The following is a 22681-nucleotide window of genomic DNA, read 5'->3' as shown; positions in this document are numbered from 1 at the left end:
ATAACATGGTGAACATGATGTGACCGACTTGGTAGGGTTAATTCTAGTCGGGTAAAAATAGAATAATTAATTCAAAGTTGTGAATTGTGATAGAAAATGTCGTTTTTCCCAACGTGAGCAATACTGTACAGTATGCGTTTTTCAACCATACTGCTTTTTAGCCGGCTATAAGCGTCACTTGAGGACATGACATTGGATTTAACACTCTATGTTAAATTTTTTCTAGGTTTGGTAGCGATCATTAACCCTATTGGGCTACTGCCCGTATTTGTAAGTCTCACCAGTCATCAGACTGAGGCGGAGCGTAATCATACGGGGAAGGTGGCAAACTTTGCCGTGGTGGTGATTCTGTTGGTGACCATTATTGCGGGGCAGCATATCCTCAATATGTTTAGTATCTCGCTATCGGCGTTTAGAATTGCAGGCGGTACTCTGATCGCTATTATCGCCATGTCGATGCTGCAAGGTAAACTGGGCGAAGTAAAGCGTAACCAAGAGGAAGATAGGGAAGCCTCTGGTATGGAGTCTGTTGCCGTGGTGCCCTTGGCATTGCCTTTGATGGCGGGACCTGGTGCCATTAGCTCGGTGATTGTCTCGGCGGCGCAACACAATACGGTTAGCGACCTGATTGGTATGTCGATTACTGTGGTGATCTTTGGCTTGACCAGTTTTACCCTGTTCCGTATGGCGCCAGTAATTTTTAAGCTACTGGGTAAGACTGGGATCAACGTGATCACTCGTCTGATGGGTCTGCTGATGCTGTCTATCGGCATCGAGGTGATGGCAGCAGGCTTTAAGGGCTTGTTCCCCAGCCTTATTGGTGGCTAATGGAGATTCAATAAAAAAACGCGCCTTGAGCGCGTTTTTTTATGCCTGTTTTTCTCGCTGCCTTATGTTGTTACTGTAGGTCGATCAAGGAGCCAGCTTTGGCGCTAAAGAGGTGCTGGTGCAGACGGGCGGCGAACTCGTCAGTCATCCCCGAAATATAGTCGGCGATAACTCTATTGCAGTTGCCGCCTTGCAGGGACACCTGTTGCCAGCGCTCCTGGGTATTGAGTGGCAGCAGGCGCTCAGGATCGGACGCAAAGGCCTCAAACAGCTCCATCACAATCTGCTGGCCTTTGTATTCCAGCATCTGGATCTCTGGCTTGCGAATAACCCGCATGTAAACAAACTGCTTGAGCACATGCAACGCCTTGGCAAAAGGCGGCTCGAGGTTAGCGTTAAATCGCAACAGTGGCTCACTAAAGGCTGAATTTTCTTCTATCACTATGGCGGTAACGAACCCATTGACCAGGGTGCCTATTGCATCTTTTCTCAGGTGGTTTTCCAGTGCAAACAGCTTGCTTCCAATGGTGGCGAACTCCTTTGCTATCCATTCATCGTCACTCTGCGCGAGCTGATTGGCGACATCTTGTTGCCACATGGCCTCGGTGACTATGCCCATGACGATGGCATCTTCAAGATCATGAATGGCGTAGGCGGTGTCGTCGGCAATCTCCATAATCGAGCAGTCCAGTGACTTGTAATGGGTTCGCTTGTGCTGATCCTTGTCAGTGCTTTGAGCCGAAACAAACAGCGTCTTGTCTTCAACTGACAGCGGCGCTAATACCCAGTCCAATATTGGCTTGTCCTCATCGAAAATGCCTTTCACCGGCCGCCATTGGCTAGGTTTAAGTTGGCGGTAACTGTCGACTTTCGGTCTGGGTGGCGACTGAAATAGCTCACTATGACAAGCGGGATACTTGAGGATCCCAAGCAGGGTACGCCGGGTGAGATTCATGCCAAAGTGCTGAGTATAGGGCTCCAGCGCCGTGAGGATCCTGAAGGTTTGACCGTTGCCCTCAAAGCCGCCATCGCTGCGCATCATGTAGTTGAGGGCCACTTCGCCGCCATGTCCAAAAGGGGGGTGACCAATATCATGGGCCAGGCAGAGGGACTCTATCAGACTCATGGAATCTAGCAGTGAATGAAGCTCAGGGTATTTTTGCTTAAGCTGAGCGCAGATCCCTGTGCCTATCTGCGAAACTTCCAGCGAGTGGGTTAGGCGGGTGCGGTAGAAATCGTTCATGCCAACCCCCAATACCTGGGTCTTGGCTTGCAGGCGTCTAAAGGCCGCCGAATGCAGAATGCGGGCGCGATCGCGCTGATAAGGACTACGATGATCGTTGCGCCTGAGCTTATCTTCTCCTAAACGTCTTTCATGCCAGATGGCTGATGTCATAGCAGGTGTCCTCTGTGGCGAGCCAAGTGCTTTAGAGCAGACGATTGATCTCGTCTAAGTTGAGCTCGAAGCTTGGAATATAGGTCTCGATAAAATAGCGCACTGCCGGATCCGGGTTTTGGTTAAGGGATTCGGTTAGGCGACGTTTGGCGGTATTAAATTCGTGGTTGCCCGCAGATTGTTCCTCTAAGCATTTAAGGTAGGCGCAGAGGGTGTCCGCCGATTTGACGATCTGCTTATACTCTTCATCGACCTGATCGCTGAGGAGCAGCGAGCGATAATCCTCTTGAAACTCCTCTGGCACCATCTCCAGTAAGCGGCACTCAGCAATAGCTTCAATTTTCTTGTATTCGGCTTCTATCTCTTTGTTGAAGTACTTAACGGGCGTGGGGAGATCGCCAGTAAGGATCTCGCTGGCATCATGGAAAATGGCCAAGGTGGCGGCGCGCTCGGGACTGAGTTGCTTATCGAATTTTTTGTTGGCAATGATAACCAGGGCATGGGCGACCATGGCGACTTGGAGCGAGTGCTCCTGAACGTTTTCAGGGCGGACGTTGTACATCAGTGGCCAGCGTTGGATCAATTTCATCCTGGCCAGGTGGGCAAACAAATGACTCATACTGCTATCCGTGTTGACACTAAGATGAGATAACATTAACACAGGGCAAGTAAATAGAAACAGTGCCTTAAGAATAAAAAAAGCGATCCTAAGATCGCTTTGATTTATTGGCCTTGCTGGTAATTGGTTACTGGCTATAGCTGGAAAGAAAGTCACCAAACTCCACCAGCGCTTTTTGCAGATCTTCCTTGTGGGGGAGGAAGACGACCCTAAGATGGTCGGGCTCCGGCCAGTTAAAGGCCGTGCCCTGTACCAACAGAATTTTCTTCTCCTTAAGTAGATCAAGCACCAGGCGCTCATCATCACGCAGATTAAACTTCTTGGCGTCAAGCTTAGGAAAAGCATAGAGCGCGCCCTTGGGCTTTTTACAGCTAACCCCTGGGATCTGATTGAGCAGCTCATAACAGGTGTCGCGCTGAACGGTCAATCTGCCTTCAGGGGCGACCAGTTCATTAATGCTTTGATAGCCCCCAAGGGCGGTCTGAATGGCATGCTGATTAGGCACGTTAGAACACAGACGCATAGATGCCAGCATGTCTAAGCCTTCGATATAACTCTTGGCTGCCTTGAGGTTACCCGAGAGCATCATCCAGCCTACGCGAAAACCTGCTGCGCGATAGGATTTAGACAAACCATTGAAGGTTACTGTTAAAATATCGTCTGACAGTGTGGCTGCGGGGATATGCACAGCGTCGTCATACAGGATCTTGTCGTAAATCTCATCGGCAAACAAAATGATGTCATGCTGGCGACACAGCTCGATGATCTCCAGCAGCAACTCTCGCGAATACACAGCGCCGGTGGGGTTGTTTGGGTTGATGAGCACTATGCCACGGGTGCGGCTGCTGATCTTGGATTTAATATCGTCAAGATCGGGAAACCAGTCTGACTCTTCGTCACAGCGATAATGTTGCGCCTTGCCACCAGAGAGATGCACCGCCGCCGTCCACAGAGGATAGTCAGGAGAGGGCACCAGTACCTCATCATCAGTGTTGAGCAGACCTTGCATCGCCATCACAATAAGCTCGGATACGCCGTTACCTATGTAGATATCTTCGATGTCGACACCAAATAGTCCTCGGCTCTGGTAATGCTGCACAATCGCCTTTCGGGCGGAGAACAGCCCTTTAGACTCGCTGTAGCCCTGTGCGCTGGCTAGGTTAAGGATGACGTCACGTACTATCTCTTCCGGGGCCTCGAAACCAAAGGGGGCCGGGTTACCGATATTGAGCTTAAGGATGCGATGTCCTTCATCTTCAAGGCGCCTTGCCTCTTTATGAACCGGGCCTCGGATGTCATAACAGACGGTATCGAGTTTGTTGGATTTAATGATAGGGCGCATCGAAACCTCGTGATTGCCAGTATGCAAAAAGAAAAGCTGATTATTTCAAAGCTCGTAAGTTATCGAACAATAACGAAAAAAAGTATTGTTTAAAAGGGGCTTTCGCGCAATTTTGGAAATATTTTTAGAGGAATATTCTGTGTGGTTAACTTGTTAAATTGCTATTTAGTGTTTTGCTCTGCCGTGGCGGCCTTTATAGGTGGTAAATACTGGTTTGGTGGGATAAAGGTATAAAAAAGCCAGCGATAAACGCTGGCTTTTATGATTAAGTTAACGGCTTGTTTAAGCGCGTTTCTTGAATTCGTGTGTACGAGTGTCGATCTCAATTAGATCGCCAGTCTTAACGAAGTCAGCAACACTCAGCGTTGCGCCGCCAGCAATTGTTGCAGGCTTCATCACTTTACCAGAGGTGTCGCCACGAGCCGAAGGCTCAGTGTAAGTCACTTCACGTACAACAGTTGTTGGTAGCTCAACAGAGATAGCCTTACCTTCATAGAAGGTAACCTGGCACTGCTCTTCCATACCATCAACGATATAAGCCGCTGCATCGCCCAGGTTGTCAGCTTCAACGTCATACTGGTTGTATTCAGCATCCATGAAAACATACATAGGATCGGCAAAGTATGAATAGGTACAATCAAGACGGTCTAGAATGATATCTTCCATCTTGTCTTCACCCTTAAAGGTGGTTTCGGTAGATGAGTCTTGAAGTAGGTTCTTCAGTTTCATCTTAACGATAGCCGCGTTACGGCCTGAACGAGTTGTTTCAGTTTTTTGAACAACCCATGGGCTGCCATCTAACATGATCACGTTTCCAGGACGGATTTCATGAGCAGTTTTCATTTCTCTATTTCCTATATTTTAGGGTGTTTCTATTTCAACGCAGTATCTTAGCTATTTTTGACGAATTGAACTAGTCGTGTTGCAAGATCTGCATCATTTAATGCGTCACTCGGCCAGTTTTGCGCGTGTTGCGTCAAGGCCGGGTGGGCGTTAGTCACGTGTTGCCACAGGGGAACGAGCTCCTCCTGGGCACCTTGGTTAAAGCCTAGATTGAGCATTTTCCAGGCCTTTGCAATTTCTGGGGCCAGATTATGACAATAAAGTGCCATAAAGGCTTCTAATTTTATCAGATGATAGTCTTCTTCCTGGGGATAGATGTGCCAGATAAAGGGGCGAGCCGCCCATTGTGCCCGGAGGAAGGAGTCTTCGCCGCGGACAATATTAAAATCGCAGCTCCATAGCAATCTATCGTAGCCTTGCTGATCTGTCATCGGCAGAATGTGTACTGTTAGCTTATCTAGGGTAAATTGCTGACCAGGCTGGCAAGCCGCCGTATCACCGATTAACGTTTTTAGGCTGTTTAGGCTTCTACCCACTGGGACTAACAGGTGCACTTTTTGCTCACCTGTGCGCCAAAGCTGACAAAGCGTCTCAAGGCTTGGCGTTTCATAACTAAAGAGGCTTATGACAGTATCATCAGTATTTATGCCCTTAAGCCCTAACTGGTTAAAGTAATCAAGACGTTGATTAGTGGTCTGCCAGTGCTCACGCTTGTTCAAAAGATCGGCTTCGCAGATGAGACCGCCTGTTTTGTGGGTAAAGCCGGGGAAGTAAAAATGTTTTTTAAGGCCGCTACGCTGCAAAGAGGGCAGCCCATGACAACCTTCGACCCAATCTTCGGCGCTGAGGTACTCTAGGTTGAGCCAGACAGGAGCCTTGCCGCCACCTTGGTGCAGGGCTGTGATACTGTTTATGACCTTTGCAGGCAGCTCACAGGCAAAAGCTTCGATAAGCACTTTGCCAGGGACATAGGCTAAACTTAACGGCTCATCCCAATGTTTGATGCACACGCCTTCGAAGGATTGGCTAGGGCAGTTGGGATCAAGCTTTGGTAAGATATGCGCAAAGCTTGCAAGGTCATCGACCCAAAGGCGGATCTCAAGTCCGTATTCTTTGGCGAGCTGTTTCGCCAAGCGCCAGGTGACTCCGATATCGCCATAGTTATCGACGACGGCGCAAAAAATATCCCAGTGGCTGTGGTGGTCTTGATTTGACATGGAAAACTTGGCTGATCTCAGTTTATATCGTGGACGTCACGAGCAAGTTTGGATGAATCTGGCGTAGAGCTAAAAAAAGCGGCTGTTAGCCGCTTTTTATGCTGTTCAGGCCGGGAAGTTAGTCTTCCAGCTCTGCAAGGCACATCTCTTCGTAGATCTGTTTAACCCACGCATCGACACGCTCTTCGGTCAGCTCGGGTTGACGGTCTTCGTCAATTCCCAGACCGACGAAGTGTTTGTCGTCGGCAAGACCTTTAGAGGCTTCGAAGTCGTAGCCGTCTGTTGGCCAGTGACCGATAACAACGGCACCGCGTGCTTCGACGATCTCGTTGACCATGCCCATGGCATCGAGGAAATACTCAGCATAATCTTCCTGATCGCCACAACCAAAGATAGCGACCAGTTTACCGTCGAAATCAATCTGCTCTAATTCAGGGAAGAAATCATCCCAATCACATTGGGCTTCACCGTAATACCAGGTAGGGATACCGAATAGCAGCAGATCATATTCTGCGATCTGTTCTTTGGTACTCTTGGCGATATCCTTGACGTCGACCATCTTCTTACCCAGCTTCTTCTGGATCATCTTGGCGACGGCTTCGGTATTACCCGTATCACTGCCGAAAAAAAGACCTACAGTTGCCATTGTCTTTCCTTTATCTAGTTCACTAATGTTTGTTTCAATACCAGTTAAGATCAGCGTGTAACCTGCTTAAGCAGTATCGATTCGATTAATTGGCTGCGGCTGATGTTACTGGCCAAAGCCTTTTCATTCAAGGCGTCATACAAATCTTGTGACACCTTTAACTCTATTCGTTTTAATCCGGCTGCACGGTCGCGCTGGATCTGATTTCGTTTGTTGACCTTTAGTTGTTGCTCTCTGGGGAGTGGATTACTGCGAGGACGTCCTCTGCGTTTTTCCGTAGCAAACAGGTCTATCGTTGTTCTATCTGAAGATTCTTTTGCCATCGAATGTTCATTTAACCTATGCCTGAGCTCTCCCAAGAGAGTTGGATCAAGCCCTTAGCTACAAACCCGGCACAGCCGAGAAATAATACTAACCAAACAATATAACGGCCAAATTTAGGGACATTTCCCTGTTTGAGCACGTCATGAATTGCCATACCTATAAAGAAGAATATCGCTGCAAAGAACAGGTTTAAGCCAACGGCTTCTATCTGTTCCATGTACTGAGATAACATGCTGCGTTCCCTCAGGCTAAAAAAAGAGGCGCGAATATACCATAGTTAAGCGTTATCTGCTACACGCTTTACAGACAAGATTTAGTCATTTTGTGCAATAAACTCGGTAACGATACGATTGAAAATCGCTGGCTTTTGTGCGTGTAACCAATGACCTGTGCCAGCCAATGTCTTTGACTGTATCTTAGGAAACTGAGAGACAAATGCCTGGCGATGGGCTGACGTAACGTAATCTGAGTCGGCGCCGCGAATACATAGGCTAGGGCCAGTGTATTGTTGCTCGCTCAAGGGTAATGGCCAGCCTATCAGATGAGGGTAACTAGTCTTAAGCCCGGCAAGATTCATTTTCCAGATAAATCCTTGATCGTCTTTGGCTAAGTTTTTAAGTAAAAACATTGCCGTGCCTTCGTCAATGCCAGCATCGAGTAATTGCTTTTGGGCCTCAGCACGATTATTTAGCGAGCTGAGATTGATGTGACTCAGTCCTTCAAATACCGTTTGATGTCTAGGCTGATAGGCTACCGGTGAGATGTCAGCGGCAACCAGACTCTTTACGCGATCGGCATAAAGCAGGGCGGTTGCCATGGCAATCTTACCGCCCATTGAGTGACCAACAAGGTGCGCCTTTTCGAGTTCGAGTTCATCCATCAGGCCAACTAATGCCTCGGCGACCATGGGGTAATCCATGTTGGGCCAATGGGGGCTAAGGCCATGGTTAGGCACATCGATACGTATCACCTGATAACCATCTAGTGAGTTGCCTAAGGTTTTTAGGTTGTCTAGGTTACCAAAGAGTCCGTGGATAAGAATAACCGGGCTACCTTGCCCCGATTGGGTGTAATTTAAGCTGGTCATGGCGTTAACAACATCAGTGATCTTGGGCAAATTGTGCCTGTAAACTCGGCTAAATGACAGTACTAACCCAGGCGCTGGCAATTCTCTGCTGGGATTTTGTTCACTTAACGGCTAATTTATTGATCTTGTAACCAAGTTGTGGATTTTTAATGCGATCGGTCTTTATTCCTGTGGGAAAGATAGCATACACTTGAACGGATCTGGCATGTGTGGATCCGGATCGCGACGCGCTAACAATAACCTAATTACCTTTACAGTCTAAGGAAGATTCTAGTCATGAAATATATTGAGATTGATGAAGAGCTATATCGCCATATTGCCAGCAAGACTGAGCGCATAGGAGAGAGTGCTTCAGAGATCCTGCGACGCTTACTCGGCCTAGACGTAGAGACAGTTGCCATGGAGGCGCCCAGCCAGATCAGCCAGCCGGGTCTGGATAAAGAGGTGGCAACCCAATCACAGCAGGTCGCAGCGCTCGATGCCGATAGCTTGTTAGATAAGGCGGCACTGGCCCAGCAAAAGGGCGCAGTGGGTCGTTTCCTGTTTACCTTAGAGGCTATCTATAAAGCGACGCCTAATCAGTTTGACCAGGTGCTGCAGATCCAGGGGCGCGATCGTCTCTATTTTGCTACCTCAAAAGAGTCATTGCTTAAGGCCAGTAAGTCGGCGAATCCAAAAGAGATTGGTAACAGCGGCTTTTGGGTGACTACCAACAATAATACCGCCAAGAAACGCACCATATTGAGCGAAGTGTTAGGACAGTTTGGGGTGCAAGAAAAACAGATTGAAACCATTATTGGTCATATTTAGGTGACACACTAAAGCTCAATTTATCCGATACTTAGGAGTACATTTTGGCGCTACATGAGCGAGCCGGTAAGACGGCACAACAAAGGGACTTGGTTAATATTCCTAAACTGATGAGCCATTACTATCGGCTCTCACCGGATGTGACCAAAGATACACAAAAGGTCACATTTGGCACCTCGGGTCACAGAGGTTGTGCCTTTAATAAGAGTTTCAACGAAAGGCATATCTTGGCCATCGTCCAGGCGGTAGTCGACTATCGACTCGATGCCGGTATTTGCGGGCCTATGATAGTGGGCATAGATACCCACGCGCTGTCCCAAGCGGCTTATGTCACAGCACTTGAGGTGCTGACGGCCAATGGTGTAAAGGTGATTGTCGCAAAAGATGATGAATATACGCCAACGCCTGTAGTGTCGCATGCCATCATTGCGGCTAATAGAGAACAGGGGGCAGAGCTCACCGACGGTCTGATTATCACACCTTCCCATAATCCACCTCAGGATGGGGGGATCAAGTACAATCCGCCCCACGGTGGCCCGGCAGAAGGTCAGATCACCGCTTGGGTTGAGCAGCGTGCCAATGACTATTTGGCAAAACAGCTCGAAGGGGTAAAGCGACTGGCATATTCGGTTGCGATTAACACAAGCCTTATCGAAGCACGGGATCTCATGGCTGCTTATGTCAAGGATCTCGAGCAAGTGATCGATATGCAGGCCATTAAAAATGCAGGCATACGTATCGGGGTCGACCCCTTAGGTGGGTCAGGTATCCATTACTGGGCCAAGATTGCAGAGCAGTATGGTCTGGATATTACTTTAGTCAATGATCGTATCGATCCCACCTTTGGATTTATGCCACTGGATAAGGATGGCAAGATCCGCATGGATTGCTCATCACCCTATGCGATGGCAGGGCTACTAGCTCATCAGGATGAGTTTGATATCTGCGTCGGTAACGACCCAGATTACGACAGACACGGTATTGTTTGTCCGGGTAGCGGGCTGATGAACCCAAATCATTATCTGGCGGTGGCCATCGAATATCTATTGTCTCATCGCCCGCAATGGTCGGCCGACCTTAAGATAGGTAAGACACTGGTCTCCAGCGCCATGATAGATAAGGTATGCATTGAGCAGTCTCGCAGTTTGTGTGAAGTGCCTGTGGGCTTTAAATGGTTTGTTGACGGTCTTGCCGAGGGCAGCTTTGCCTTTGGCGGCGAAGAGAGTGCCGGCGCCGCCTTTTTACGCCGTGACGGTGGCAGCTGGTGTACCGATAAAGATGGTTTTATCTTGGCATTGCTGTCAGCGGAGATCCTGGCGGTAACTGGTAACACACCTGCGCAGCTCTACGCTGAGATGGTTGAACGCCATGGCGAAAGCTTTTATAAACGTATCGATTCTCCGGTAAACCCAAAGCGTAAGGCCAAGTTTAATCAATTGGTCGCGGAAGGGGTGCCGGCTTACCATCTTGGTAGCCCAACCTTAGCAAATGATGAGATCCTGCAGGTGCTAACTCACGCACCAGGTAATGGCGCAGCCATTGGCGGCTTGAAAGTTGTAACCGCTAACGCCTGGTTTGCCGCGCGGCCATCGGGGACAGAAGCCCTGTTTAAGCTTTATGGTGAGAGTTTTGTTAGCGACGATCATCTTGAAAGCGTATTAGCACAGGCGCAGCAGATGATAGAGCACTTGCTATCAACTTAGGCTGTATTAAAAATATAGCCTGTATTGAATTTAGCCCCGGTAAAGCCAGTGTTTCACTGGCTTTTGTCGTTATAAAGAGGAGAAGCATGACGAAAACCGATAAGAAACGGGATAAGGCACTTCGTGAGCAGTTGACTCAGATGTGTGTCGAGGCTAAGGAATGCTTTGCTGGATTTCAGTGGCTAACGCATCAGGTTGATTATGGCCGTTTTCCATCGAGCTTTAAGGTTATCTGCGTATTTGATAGTAAAGCGTCATTAGCTGAATTTAAGGCTGCTGGCCAAGAGACACAGCTCAAAATAATGCTAGCGGATGCCCTAAGCGGTCTGAATGATCTAAGCGGTCTAAAGCTTTCATCCAAGCAATTGGACAGTGTGTTACAGCTTGATACTGAAGAGGCATGCGTTAGTAAAGGCCCTGGTCATAAGGCGAAACGCTTAAAGTAAAAAACTGAGCGCCTTAATTAAACGCTCAGTTAAACGCTCAGTTTTTGTGTGCTGACTCCTGAGAAAGGTCGGCTAGCTAGCTTAATAGGTTAGGTGACAGCTAGGTAGATCATTCTTTTCCAGATAGTTCTGATGATACTCTTCGGCCTTGTGGAAAGTTTGCACGGGCACTATCTCGGTTACGATTGGCCTTAATCCCCACTTGCCACTGCGAGCCAGAGCAAGTTTAGAAGCCTCTGCCTGCTCCTTTTGAATCTTATCGTGGAAGAAGATCGCACTGCGGTATTGGCTGCCGATATCACCGCCCTGCATATTCAAAGTGGTGGGATTGTGGTTGCTCCAAAAGACGGCCAGCAGATCATCAAAGCTCACCTTAGTCTCATCAAACTCTACCTGGACCACCTCGGCATGGCCAGTGGTGCCAGTTTTGACTTCTTTATAGCTTGTGGCGCTGTCCTTACCACCCATATAGCCACAGGTGGCGGAAATAACACCGTCTATTTGCTTGAAAAAATACTCAACACCCCAGAAACAGCCTGCGCCAAATGTTGCTAGTGCCATGTATGACCTCTTATTGATTAAACCTGTGTCCATCTCGCGTATCCGTTTAAACGTTTAGATGGCTAGACGGCCTTATTCTGTATTATCTGATTAACGAATGCAACCAGGAAAATCTTGTTGCTGGCATTGGCGCGCGTGGCCGATGGCGCCCTTAAGTGATACTATGCTTGCCAGTTGATAATAATGCTAATAAATCCAAGGAGTCGCCCCGCTAACTTGGCCACTTAAGTGACCTGGCACGGCGATGCAATAAAGGAGTTTTCTGTGCAAGACACCCTGATGTTGTCGAAAGACTTTTTGCAATTGACCCTAGACAACCCACATGGCCTTAATGCCCCCTTTGAGTTTTGCTTAGGGCAACACACCCAAGTCTCGGTATGGGATACAGGGGTGATACTGTTTGAGCCGCTAACTGAACTTAATGCAGAGACCAAGAGTATCGTGCTTTCATCAGCAGTTCATGGCAACGAAACGGCACCTATTGAGCTGTGTGATCAACTGATCACAGCGCTCCTGTCTGAAAAACTTATCACCCGCCACCGGGTGCTGTTCTTAATTGGTAATCCGCCAGCCATTCTAAACGGCACTCGTTTTGTTGAAGAGAATCTCAACCGCCTGTTTAGCGGCGCACATTCTAGAGGCGAAGGCCTAGTCAATCAGGAGCGTGAACGCGCGAAACAACTAGAGCAGTATGTGGACAGCTTCTTTAATGCCGGCCCAGAGGGCGGCAGTCGTTACCACTACGATCTGCATACCGCGATTCGCGCTTCCAAGCATGAGAAGTTTGCCATCTATCCTTATCCCCACGGGGAGCCCTATAGCGGCGAACAGATCATGTTTCTGGCCGCCTGCGGCATTAAAACTGTGTTGTTTCATCATGAGCCGACGACCACCTTTAGCTATTTTTCTGCCCACGGTTATCAGGCCCACGCCTTTACAATTGAACTGGGCAAGGTAATGCCATTTGGTCAGAACGATATGACTCGCTTTATCGAGGTGAAAGAGATGCTTACTCGCCTGGTGACGGGCAAGGCTTTAGAGCTTGGCGAGTTTGATGAAAGCCAGGTGAATCTATATCAGGTGAATCGTTCAATCAACAAGCATTTTGATGATTTTAGTTTTACCTTTTCGGGTGATGTAGAGAATTTTACTGCTTTTCCAAAGGGTTATATATTAGCAAAAGAGGGAGGGACTGAAATTAAGGTCGAGGCAGACGCCGAGTCTATCGTTTTCCCTAACGCCAATGTACCCGTTGGTCAGCGTACTGTGCTGTGTTTAGTGCCAGCAAAAGATTATCGCGTGGTTTAGTGTACGGCTTGTAAAGCTAGCGATACATGAGGCAAGCTAGCTAGTTGACAGCACAAGGAGGCTTTAACTTGCTAGGTAGTTTACGTTAACGTAACTTTAAGGCCGCGTCATAAAAGAGAATAGTGGACAACTTAGGGTGTTCACAGTCAGATAACAAGAATACTCAGCTGATAAGAGAATAGTATGAGCAACGCAACGAGCAATACAGAGACTGTCCATCGCGTCAGTTTTCTCGATAAGGACTCATTATCGATCCCGATCTTGAAGATCCTCCAAGCCGATGGTACCACCTTCGAAAATGCTGTGTTACCTGTGATCGATCAGGCTTTGGCTGCCAAAATTTATGACACCTGTGTGTTTACACGGGTGTTAGACGAGCGGATGTTAGCCGCGCAACGTCAGGGACGGATCAGCTTCTATATGACCTGCACCGGGGAAGAAGCCGCCGTAGTTGGCAGTGTCGCTGCCTTAGAGCAAGACGATGTGATCTTGGCTCAGTATCGTGAGCATGCGGCCATCCGCTACCGTGGCTTTACCACTGAACAGTTTATGAACCAGATGTTCAGCAATGAGAAAGATCTGGGTAAAGGGCGCCAAATGCCTATTCACTATGGTAGTGAAGCGCTTAATTACCAGACTATCTCATCGCCGCTGGCCACACAGATCCCTCAAGCAACGGGTGTGGGTTATAGCCTCAAGATGCAGGGCAAGCGCAATGTTGCCATCTGCTATTTTGGCGAAGGTGCTGCCTCGGAAGGCGATTTTCATGCCGGTTTAAACATGGCGGCGGTGCTTAACTCGCCCACCATCTTCTTTTGCCGTAACAATGGCTATGCAATCTCGACCCCTACCAACGAGCAGTTTGCCGGTAATGGTATCGCTAGCCGCGGTGTGGGCTATGGCATGCATACTATACGCGTGGACGGTAACGATATGCTTGCCGTATTGGCTGCGACCCAGCAGGCGAGAGCCTATGCGCTGGAAAATAACAAGCCAGTACTGATTGAAGCCATGACCTATCGCCTCGGTGCTCACTCATCATCTGACGATCCATCTGGGTATCGCTCAAAGGATGAAGAGGCTAAGTGGCAGCAACACGATCCGGTGAAGCGTTTCAAGTTGTGGTTGATCAACAAAGGCTGGCTCGCCGAGAGCGATGATGTGACGCTGTACGAGAAATACCGTGAAGAGGTATTAGCAGCGGTGAAGGTGGCCGAAAAACTACCAGCGCCACGTATCGAGGAGATCATCGAAGACGTGTTGGATGAGCCAACGCCGAGACTGAAGCAGCAACTGAGCGAGCTTAAGCAGCACATCAAGAAATATCCTGATTCCTATCCACGCAGTGCAGGGAGAGATTAAATCGTGGCCAAGATTAATATGTTACAAGCCATCAACGATGCCTTGACCATCGCGATGGAGACTGACGATAAGGCGGTTATCTTTGGTGAAGACGTGGGCCATTTTGGTGGCGTTTTTCGAGCCACTTCAGGATTACAAGAGAAGTTTGGTCGCGATCGCTGCTTTAACACGCCGCTGACCGAGCAGGGCATTGCCGGTTTTGCCAATGGTCTAGCATCAAATGGTATGACGGCGATTGCCGAGATCCAGTTTGCCGATTACATCTTCCCAGCGTTCGACCAGATAGTGAACGAGTCGGCTAAGTTCAGATACCGTAGTGGTAATGAGTTCGATGTGGGTGGCATTACCTACCGTACCCCATATGGTGGTGGGATCGCCGGTGGTCACTACCACTCGCAGTCTCCAGAGGCCTATTTTACTCAGACACCAGGTCTAAAGGTGGTTGTGCCGCGCAACGCGTATCAGGCCAAAGGGCTGTTATTAGCTTCCATTCGTGATAAAAACCCTGTGGTCTTCTTCGAACCTAAGCGTCTCTACCGCGCCAGCGTCGGCGAGGTGCCAGATGAAGCCTATGAAATTGAGTTAGGTAAGGCGGAAGTGGTTCAGGAAGGTACAGATATTACCGTACTGGCCTGGGGTGCACAGATGGAGATCGTCGAAGAAGCGGCTAAGATGGCGGCTAAGAAAGGGATCTCTTGCGAGGTGATTGACCTGCGTACTCTTGCACCATGGGATGTCGATACGGTTGCCGAGTCGGTGAAAAAGACTGGACGTTTGGTGATCAACCATGAGGCGCCATTGACCGGTGGCTTTGCGGGCGAAATCGCCGCTACCATTCAGCAGGAGTGTTTCCTCTACCTTGAATCACCCATTAGTCGTGTGTGTGGTTTAGACACGCCATATCCGCTGATCCATGAAAAAGAATATATGCCTGATGCGCTCAAGACCTTTGAAGCGATCAAAGCATCGATGAAATACTAGGAGCCCAGGCATGATTAAAGATTTTATTTTGCCCGATATCGGTGAGGGCGTGGTTGAGTGTGAGTTAGTCGAGTGGTTAGTGGCCGAAGGGGACACAGTCACTGAAGATCAGCCGATTGCCGATGTGATGACAGATAAGGCCTTAGTTCAGATCCCAGCAGTGCATGCTGGTGTCATCAAAAAACTTCACTATAAAAAAGGTGATATCGCCATCGTTCATGAGCCGCTGTATTCGGTTGAAATCGATGGAGAGGCCGCTGATGACGTAGCGTCAGAACCGGCCGATCAAAAAGCCGTTCAATCTGATTCACAGCAAAACATTGCCGGTAAGCGTGTAGAAGAGTTCCTGCTGCCCGATATCGGCGAGGGGATTGTCGAGTGTGAACTGGTCGAGTGGCTAGTTCAAGAGGGCGACATGGTGGTCGAAGATCAGCCTATCGCCGATGTAATGACGGACAAGGCCTTGGTGCAGATCCCGGCAATTAAGAGCGGTAAGGTTGTCAAACTGCATTACCGTAAGGGACAACTTGCCCAGGTGCACACCCCGCTGTTTGCTATCGAAGTCGATGCTGAAGAAGGCGCTGTTGCTGCGCCAGTGACTGAGCAGGCACCAGAGCAATCTGAGGTGGTCGAATCTGAACTGCATGCACCGGCAGCAAACGGTAAGGCGCTAGCAAGCCCGGCGGTACGTCGTTTAGCCCGTAGCTATGATATTGACTTAAGCCAGGTTCCAGGCACTGGCAAGCACGGTCGTGTCTACAAAGAAGATGTAGAGCGTTTCCGCAGCGGTGAGGCGGTTAAAGCAAAAGCCGCAAAAGAGCAGATACAAAGCGAGCCAAGCGCTGCGTCTGTAGTGGCCTCAGCCGGTGATCGCGTTGAGCCTATCCGCGGCGTGAAGGCGGTGATGGCCAAGATGATGACCGAATCTGTGTCTACCATTCCGCACTTTACTTACTGTGAAGAGTTGGATTTGACTGAACTAGTCGCGCTGCGAGAGTCGATGAAGGCGCGTTACTCGAGTGACGATCTTAAGCTCACCATGATGCCTTTCTTTATGAAGGCGATGTCATTGGCGCTTACTCAGTTCCCTGGTATTAACAGCCGAGTGAACCAAGATTGCACCGAGCAGACTTTCGTCGCATCTCACAATATCGGCATGGCGGTAGATTCAAAAGTGGGTCTGTTGGTGCCAAACGTTAAAGATGTGCAGCAAAAGTCTATCCTTGAGGTGGCTAGCGAGATCACTCGTTTGACTAAAGATGCCCGAAGCGGACGTGTAAGCCCTGCGGACCTGAAAGGCGGTAGTATCTCTATCTCAAACATTGGCGCGCTCGGCGGCACAGTGGCCACACCTATCATCAACAAGCCTGAGGTAGCCATTGTCGCACTGGGTAAGCTGCAGACTCTGCCACGCTTTAACGACAAGGGTGAGGTTGAGGCGCGTAAGATCATGCAGATCAGCTGGTCTGGCGATCACAGGGTGATTGATGGTGGTACCATTGCCCGCTTCTGTAATCTGTGGAAGCAGTACCTTGAGTCTCCGCAAGAGATGCTGCTGGCGATGTACTAATTGTTTCGTAATCTTATTAAGAAGGGCGCCGATGGCGCTCTTTTTTTTATCTGGAGTTAATCTTTCGCGCCAGATTAAGTATAATGCCGCTAATTAGTCCCACTCTTTGGTTTGAGCATGAGTCAAGTAGCACCAAGCATCGAAAATATTCAATACCCGTTTCCAGCAAAGCCCATTCCCCTAAGTGATAGTGAGAAGCAGGCCTATAAGGCGCGCATCAAGCAGCTATTGAAAGAGAAAGAGGCGGTATTGGTGGCGCATTACTACACAGATCCTGAGATCCAGGCTCTTGCTGAAGAGACTGGCGGCTGTGTATCTGACTCGCTGGAGATGGCCCGTTTTGGACGCGACCATCCTGCCAAGACACTGATTGTGGCGGGTGTTAAATTTATGGGTGAGACCTCAAAGATCTTAAGCCCAGAAAAGACAGTGCTTATGCCCACCTTGGACGCGACCTGTTCTCTGGATGTAGGGTGTCCTATCGAGACCTTTAGCGCCTTCTGCGATGCTCACCCGGATCATACGGTTGTGGTGTATGCCAATACCTCTGCTGCCGTTAAGGCGCGCGCGGACTGGGTGGTGACCTCTAGTATTGCGCTTGAGATTGTTGAACATCTTGATAGTCAGGGTAAAAAGATTATTTGGGGACCGGATCGTCATCTCGGTAGCTATATCGCTAAGCAGACAGGTGCAGAGATGCTGATGTGGCAGGGCGAATGTATTGTCCATGATGAGTTTAAGGCCAAGGCACTGAAACAACTCAAAGAGCAGTATCCTGATGCAGCGGTGTTAGTGCACCCAGAGTCGCCAGCCAGCGTTGTAGAGATGGCCGATGCCGTTGGGTCAACTAGTCAGTTGATTAAGGCTGCGCAGACGCTAGAAAATGACACCTTTATCGTGGCGACAGATAAGGGGATCTTCTACAAAATGCAGCAGGCGGCGCCTAATAAGACGCTTATCGAGGCCCCTACAGGTGGAAATGGTGCGACCTGCCGTAGTTGCGCCCATTGTCCTTGGATGGCGATGAATGGTCTTAAGGCTATTGAAGCTGCGCTGTTAAATGATGGTAGTGAGCAGCATGAAATTTTTGTAGATGAGTCGCTCCGTGAGCGCGCCTTGCTGCCACTTGATCGCATGTTGGATTTTGCGAAAACACTTAACATGCAGGTGAAAGGCAACGCCTAAAGGGGTGTGATCACATTCACACAACAGCATAAAAGCACCTAAAGGTGCTTTTTTTATATCTCTAACCATGTAAGCGACAGCCTATACTAGACTTTAAGCGCATTGTTAAGCCATACGAGTCATGCTAAAACAAAAGTTGCTAATATTTGATTCCTTTAGTACATGTTTTAAAGCGACTTTTGCTTAAACATTATTTTTTTATGCTAGTGTTACTACTGTAAATATACGCTACTTGGAAAGCCTTAATTGGTTTTCGATATCGTCATATCAACCCGCTACGGTTAGGGATAACGTAAGATGAATATGCAATGGATCAGTGATCTCAAAATAAGAAACAAACTTTTGCTGGTGATTGTACCCCCTATTTTAGGGGCGACGTTTTTCGGTCTGTTTGTTGTGTATGGCCAATATCAACTGCATCAAGGGCTCCGTCAGGTTGAAACCCTGTCTGAGTTGGCGGTGGTTAACAGTGATTTTGTTCATGAATTGCAAAAAGAGCGTGGCATGAGTGCAGGGTTCCTTGGCTCTAAGGGTAAGAACTTTGGCGATAAACTGCCAAGGCAGCGTCAGCTCAGTGATGAGCAACTCAATAACTTTAAGACCTTTACAGCAAATCATGATTTACCCAAAGCATTTACTCAGCAAATGAGCCAAGTCAATCAGATGATTGATCAGTTAAGTGAGATCCGCCGACGGGTTGATAGCTTGACTATCACTGTGCCAGAAGAGGTGGCTTACTATTCTAAGCTCAACGCCTTGTTATTGGCCATTGTTGACCAAACCAGCCAGCAAGGCGCAAGTCGCCAAATTGCGGTCGAGTCGGCAAGTTTTGCCGCCTATTTGCAGATGAAAGAGCGGGCGGGTATCGAGCGTGCTGTACTTAGTTCTACCTTCGGCAATAGCGCCTTTAAACCCGGCATGTACCTTAAGTTTGTCAATCTGGTTTCAGAGCAAAATACCTATCAGGAGCGTTTTTTGGCCCTCGCAAGCCAAGATGTTAAGGCTGATTATCAGCGAGTGGCCTCATCGCCTGCCTTTATGGCTGTCTCTGCGCTAAGAGAAACCGCTATGGGCCAAGATCCCAACGCGCTCAGCTCTCAAAGTTCTACCGATTGGTTCGCTAAGTCGACAGCCCGTATTGATGCACTTCGAGAGTTTGAGGGTAAGTTATCCAAAATTCTGATTAGCGATACCCGTGAATCATTATCCAAAGCCCAATCATTCATGGTTGGCGTGATTATTGTGATGTTGGTATCAGGCTTGGTTGTGATCTTGTTATCTCTCTTTATAGGGCGCTATCTGCATGGCTCACTCAGGCATCTCTACCATAAGGTGACAGAATCTCAGAAAAACTATGATCTCAGTGTGAGGGTTAATCTCAATGGTAAAGATGAGATTGGTGAACTTGGTGAAGCATTTAACCATATGATGGCCGATTTCGAACAAGTGATTGGTATGGTGCGAACCAATACGCAAGGCTTGCTTACCGCCTCTCAGGAGATGGAAGGCTGCGCCCGTGTTATGCGAGAAGATGTTGCTCGTGGTCATAGCGAAGTGGATCAGGTGGCTTCGGCGATGACAGAGATGAGCGCCACGGTACAAGAGATCGCACAAAACGCTGTGCAAGCTTCAGAAGCCTCGGCGCTTGCCAACAAGGAGGCCAAAGAGGGCAGCCTGGAGGTAGAGCGCACCGCAGATTCGATCAATGAACTGGCACATGAAATAGCCGGTGCAGCCGAAGCCATTAACAACCTCGATGATGATATTAAGGGAATTGTCGATGTACTTGGCGTGATCAGCGGTATTGCGGAGCAGACCAACTTACTCGCGCTCAATGCGGCGATTGAAGCGGCGAGGGCAGGTGAGATGGGCCGAGGCTTTGCCGTGGTAGCCGATGAGGTGCGTAGCCTTGCACAAAGGGCGCAAACCTCAACCGAAGATATTCGTAGCATGACCGAAAGATTAGAGCGTGGTGCGAAGATCGCGGTTAAGGCCATGGAAAGTGGCCGAAGTAAAGCACAGACAAGTGTACTTGAGTCTAAGCGAGCCGGTGAGGAACTGATCCGTATCGTCAGTGAGGTCAGCGTGATCGATAGCATGAACGAGCAGATCGCTGCGGCCACACATGAGCAGTCGGCCGTATCAGAAGAGGTCAACCAAAATGCGATGAAGATCAGTGATATTTATCGCAATACCCATGAGGTCTCAGATCGTCTCAGCCAACTCAATGAGTCACTGCTTAACGATGTGAGCGCCATGTCTGATCTGGTAAGCAAGTTTAAATAGCTCGCTTGGTCGGCAAATTGGCTATCTATTACGCAAATGCCTGAGCAGACAGTTTTTTAACTTGACCCTGTTTAGTGATTTGCGTAAAGTACCGCTCCGTTGATGTGATTCCATTTGGAAAAGCAATGACGATTCGGTGAGTTGTCCGAGTGGCTGAAGGAGCACGCCTGGAAAGTGTGTATACGGCAACGTATCGAGAGTTCGAATCTCTCACTCACCGCCAAATTCAAAGAGAAAGACGCCTAAGGGCGTCTTTTTTTGTGTCTGTTTTTCCTATCTCTTCTTTATGACCTTATTTAATTGGAATGCTTAACTATAGGCAGAGATAGCCTTAATGATTATAATCAAATGATAATGTGTTTGTTTAAGGTATAGGCTATGGAAAATAAGACAGCACGCTTTACCGTACTACTTGATCCCAGTAAGAAACAGGCGTTTGAACAACTGTGCGCCTCTCAAGATCTAACCCCATCCCAGGTCGTTAGGCAATTGATCCGCGGTTATCTTGAGCAACATGGGGTCAGTTATGGTCAGGCTGAACCTACTAAGAACCCCAAGGTGAAAGTGTAGCCACTAGGTGCGTGCTAGAATCTTAGCTAGCCGATTCATGATAATTTTATTATAATACGATTATCATTTTGACCAGTTGTGTGTCATCACGGGTTGCACCACTTATAGTGAGTGGGCCAAATGCCACGACTGATCCTTACCTTTTTAATGAATAGAGAAAGAGTTATGAGCGATACAATTCCACCATGCCCAAAATGTGAGTCAACCTATGCTTACGAAGATGGCTCATTATTGATCTGTCCTGAGTGTGCTCATGAATGGAACCCTAATGAAGTGGTTGTCGATCCCGATGCCATCATCCTAAAAGACGCCGTAGGTAATCTGTTAGAAGAGGGTGATAAGGTTACTCTGATCAAAGATCTTAAGGTAAAAGGTACTTCGCTGACGCTGAAAGTGGGCACCAAAGCTGTGATTAACCGTTTTGTTGATGCCGACCATGATATCGACTGTAAGGTTGATGGCCATGGCCAGATGATGCTGAAATCTAAGTTTGTTAGAAAACAGAATTAAGGCGTTTTCACAGATCGTCTCTAAATACCTACCGTGTGTAGGTATTTTTTTATCTACTCTTTTCGAATCGATGGATAAACCCACACAGCGTGTCTAAAATTAACCCTAGATTAGATAACGGGTGAGTGTTATGAAGCACTACTGGGTTTACCTTTTGCTGCTTGTGTCGCTCATCGTCATTGAGGTGGGCAAACACTCTCGTGCTGACGAACAACTGCAACCACAGGTTATCCGCACCAGTGCGGCACAGTCCGCTAACGACACCGCACATTCCTATTTTACGGCATTAATTTCTTTATCACTGGATCTGACAGAGCCAGAATTTGGCCCGGCGCAACTGGTTGTGAGTACCGAGTCTATCACTCAGGGGCGTTGGTTTCGTCTGCTTGAAAATAGCCGCTATCTTGATGTTGTATGGGCTGGTGCACAGCCACAGCGAAATAGAGATTATCGTGCCATACCTATTGATATCCTTGGCGGGATCTTGGGCGTTCGTTCACTCATCATTCGTAAAGGCGATCGTTACAAGTTCACTCAAATACAAACAATCGAGGATCTTGCCAAATACACGGCATGTCAGGGGCAGCATTGGCCCGATACCGATATTCTAAAGTCTGCCGGGCTGCCTGTGTTAACCGTTAACCGTTTCGAATCTAACTTTTTGATGTTGTCCAAAGGACGCTGCGACTATTTTCCACGCGGGATACATGAAGGGTATAGCGAGATAGAACAGTACCATGTCATTAATGGTAATGATTTAGTGCTGTTTGATGATCTGCTGTTGGCCTATCCTTTTAATATGTTCTTCTATGTGGATAAAGCCAACGTTGATCTGGCGGAACGTTTGAAATTGGGCTTGGAGCGCGCCATCGACAGTGGTGAAATTCTTGAGTTAATGCGCCGTCATCCGGTAACTGGCCACCTATTTCCGCTAGCTAAATGGCATGAACCTGTATTGTTACAGATTGATAACCCGCTACATGTCGAGGTTAGTGATGGCCGTCCTTGGTGGCTGTTGCCCTCTTTTGGTTTTTACCGCGCGCTGTCTTGGGCTAACAATAACCCAGAGATCTCCAAGAACAAATGA

At 48.4% G+C, this 22681-nt stretch carries 23 protein-coding genes and 1 tRNA gene; 14 read left to right on the top strand and 10 right to left on the bottom strand.

Annotated features, from left to right (window positions below; all coding sequences use genetic code 11):
* Positions 1 to 192: 192 nt before the first annotated feature.
* Positions 193 to 828 carry a YchE family NAAT transporter gene (locus CFF01_RS09795; RefSeq protein WP_033538462.1) on the top strand — a complete coding sequence of 212 codons (636 nt, stop codon included), beginning with the start codon at positions 193 to 195 and terminating at the stop codon, positions 826 to 828.
* A 70-nt stretch (positions 829 to 898) separates the two neighbouring features.
* Here the strand turns inward: CFF01_RS09795 and CFF01_RS09790 are convergent, their stop codons facing one another.
* From CFF01_RS09790 to CFF01_RS09750, 9 genes are all read right to left on the bottom strand, one after another.
* Complete coding sequence (locus tag CFF01_RS09790; RefSeq protein ID WP_088904669.1) at positions 899 to 2224, bottom strand: anti-phage deoxyguanosine triphosphatase; 1326 nt, start codon at positions 2222 to 2224, stop codon at positions 899 to 901.
* A 31-nt stretch (positions 2225 to 2255) separates the two neighbouring features.
* A complete protein-coding gene (gene yfbR / locus CFF01_RS09785; protein WP_033538423.1) occupies positions 2256 to 2843 on the bottom strand; it encodes a 5'-deoxynucleotidase in 588 nt (195 codons plus the stop codon).
* A 127-nt stretch (positions 2844 to 2970) separates the two neighbouring features.
* On the bottom strand, positions 2971 to 4185 hold the full coding sequence (locus tag CFF01_RS09780; protein WP_088904668.1) for a pyridoxal phosphate-dependent aminotransferase: 1215 nt from the start codon (positions 4183 to 4185) through the stop codon (positions 2971 to 2973).
* 282 nt (positions 4186 to 4467) lie between these two features.
* Entirely contained in the window at positions 4468 to 5028 is a 561-nt protein-coding gene (efp, locus tag CFF01_RS09775; RefSeq protein ID WP_033538425.1) for an elongation factor P, read from the bottom strand.
* A 47-nt stretch (positions 5029 to 5075) separates the two neighbouring features.
* Entirely contained in the window at positions 5076 to 6245 is a 1170-nt protein-coding gene (gene earP, locus CFF01_RS09770; protein WP_088904667.1) for an elongation factor P maturation arginine rhamnosyltransferase EarP, read from the bottom strand.
* A 118-nt stretch (positions 6246 to 6363) separates the two neighbouring features.
* Entirely contained in the window at positions 6364 to 6891 is a 528-nt protein-coding gene (gene fldA, locus CFF01_RS09765) for a flavodoxin FldA (RefSeq protein WP_033538427.1), read from the bottom strand.
* A gap of 50 nt (positions 6892 to 6941) precedes the next feature.
* Positions 6942 to 7214, bottom strand: a complete 273-nt coding sequence (ybfE, locus tag CFF01_RS09760) for a LexA regulated protein (RefSeq protein WP_033538428.1) — start codon at positions 7212 to 7214, stop codon at positions 6942 to 6944.
* An 11-nt stretch (positions 7215 to 7225) separates the two neighbouring features.
* Entirely contained in the window at positions 7226 to 7447 is a 222-nt protein-coding gene (locus CFF01_RS09755; protein WP_033538429.1) for a DUF2788 domain-containing protein, read from the bottom strand.
* Between the two features lie 81 nt (positions 7448 to 7528).
* On the bottom strand, positions 7529 to 8302 hold the full coding sequence (locus CFF01_RS09750; protein ID WP_088905923.1) for an alpha/beta fold hydrolase: 774 nt from the start codon (positions 8300 to 8302) through the stop codon (positions 7529 to 7531).
* Positions 8303 to 8578: 276 nt separating this feature from the next.
* Between CFF01_RS09750 and seqA the strand changes: the two genes are divergently transcribed.
* From seqA to CFF01_RS09735, 3 genes are all read left to right on the top strand, one after another.
* Positions 8579 to 9112: a replication initiation negative regulator SeqA gene (gene seqA / locus CFF01_RS09745; protein WP_088904666.1), complete on the top strand. Its 534-nt coding sequence runs from the start codon at positions 8579 to 8581 to the stop codon at positions 9110 to 9112.
* Between the two features lie 44 nt (positions 9113 to 9156).
* Entirely contained in the window at positions 9157 to 10815 is a 1659-nt protein-coding gene (gene pgm, locus CFF01_RS09740) for a phosphoglucomutase (alpha-D-glucose-1,6-bisphosphate-dependent) (RefSeq protein ID WP_088904665.1), read from the top strand.
* Between the two features lie 86 nt (positions 10816 to 10901).
* Entirely contained in the window at positions 10902 to 11261 is a 360-nt protein-coding gene (locus tag CFF01_RS09735) for a Fis family transcriptional regulator (RefSeq protein ID WP_088904664.1), read from the top strand.
* An 81-nt stretch (positions 11262 to 11342) separates the two neighbouring features.
* Here CFF01_RS09735 and msrA read toward each other — a convergent pair whose 3' ends face one another.
* Positions 11343 to 11822, bottom strand: a complete 480-nt coding sequence (gene msrA / locus CFF01_RS09730) for a peptide-methionine (S)-S-oxide reductase MsrA (RefSeq protein ID WP_088904663.1) — start codon at positions 11820 to 11822, stop codon at positions 11343 to 11345.
* Between the two features lie 279 nt (positions 11823 to 12101).
* Between msrA and astE the strand changes: the two genes are divergently transcribed.
* The 10 genes from astE to CFF01_RS09680 all read left to right on the top strand — a co-directional run bounded on the left by astE (position 12102) and on the right by CFF01_RS09680 (position 22681).
* Entirely contained in the window at positions 12102 to 13130 is a 1029-nt protein-coding gene (astE, locus tag CFF01_RS09725) for a succinylglutamate desuccinylase (protein ID WP_198387157.1), read from the top strand.
* A gap of 183 nt (positions 13131 to 13313) precedes the next feature.
* Positions 13314 to 14492, top strand: a complete 1179-nt coding sequence (locus tag CFF01_RS09720) for a thiamine pyrophosphate-dependent dehydrogenase E1 component subunit alpha (protein WP_033538433.1) — start codon at positions 13314 to 13316, stop codon at positions 14490 to 14492.
* Positions 14493 to 14495: 3 nt separating this feature from the next.
* Positions 14496 to 15473, top strand: a complete 978-nt coding sequence (locus tag CFF01_RS09715; RefSeq protein ID WP_088904661.1) for an alpha-ketoacid dehydrogenase subunit beta — start codon at positions 14496 to 14498, stop codon at positions 15471 to 15473.
* Positions 15474 to 15483: 10 nt separating this feature from the next.
* Positions 15484 to 17043: a dihydrolipoyllysine-residue acetyltransferase gene (locus CFF01_RS09710; protein WP_088904660.1), complete on the top strand. Its 1560-nt coding sequence runs from the start codon at positions 15484 to 15486 to the stop codon at positions 17041 to 17043.
* 117 nt (positions 17044 to 17160) lie between these two features.
* A complete protein-coding gene (gene nadA, locus CFF01_RS09705) occupies positions 17161 to 18228 on the top strand; it encodes a quinolinate synthase NadA (RefSeq protein ID WP_033538436.1) in 1068 nt (355 codons plus the stop codon).
* A 297-nt stretch (positions 18229 to 18525) separates the two neighbouring features.
* A complete protein-coding gene (locus tag CFF01_RS09700) occupies positions 18526 to 20514 on the top strand; it encodes a methyl-accepting chemotaxis protein (protein WP_088904659.1) in 1989 nt (662 codons plus the stop codon).
* A gap of 135 nt (positions 20515 to 20649) precedes the next feature.
* A tRNA-Ser gene (locus tag CFF01_RS09695) sits at positions 20650 to 20737 on the top strand.
* A 155-nt stretch (positions 20738 to 20892) separates the two neighbouring features.
* On the top strand, positions 20893 to 21084 hold the full coding sequence (locus CFF01_RS09690; RefSeq protein ID WP_033540539.1) for a ribbon-helix-helix domain-containing protein: 192 nt from the start codon (positions 20893 to 20895) through the stop codon (positions 21082 to 21084).
* A gap of 165 nt (positions 21085 to 21249) precedes the next feature.
* Positions 21250 to 21594 carry a zinc ribbon domain-containing protein YjdM gene (locus CFF01_RS09685; protein WP_033540538.1) on the top strand — a complete coding sequence of 115 codons (345 nt, stop codon included), beginning with the start codon at positions 21250 to 21252 and terminating at the stop codon, positions 21592 to 21594.
* A 130-nt stretch (positions 21595 to 21724) separates the two neighbouring features.
* A complete protein-coding gene (locus tag CFF01_RS09680; protein ID WP_088904658.1) occupies positions 21725 to 22681 on the top strand; it encodes a type 2 periplasmic-binding domain-containing protein in 957 nt (318 codons plus the stop codon).

The organism is Shewanella marisflavi, from assembly GCF_002215585.1.
GTDB classification, from domain to species: Bacteria; Pseudomonadota; Gammaproteobacteria; order Enterobacterales; family Shewanellaceae; genus Shewanella; species Shewanella marisflavi.
The sequence above is the reverse complement of the archived record's forward strand: the minus strand, read 5'-3'. Positions and strand labels throughout refer to the sequence as shown.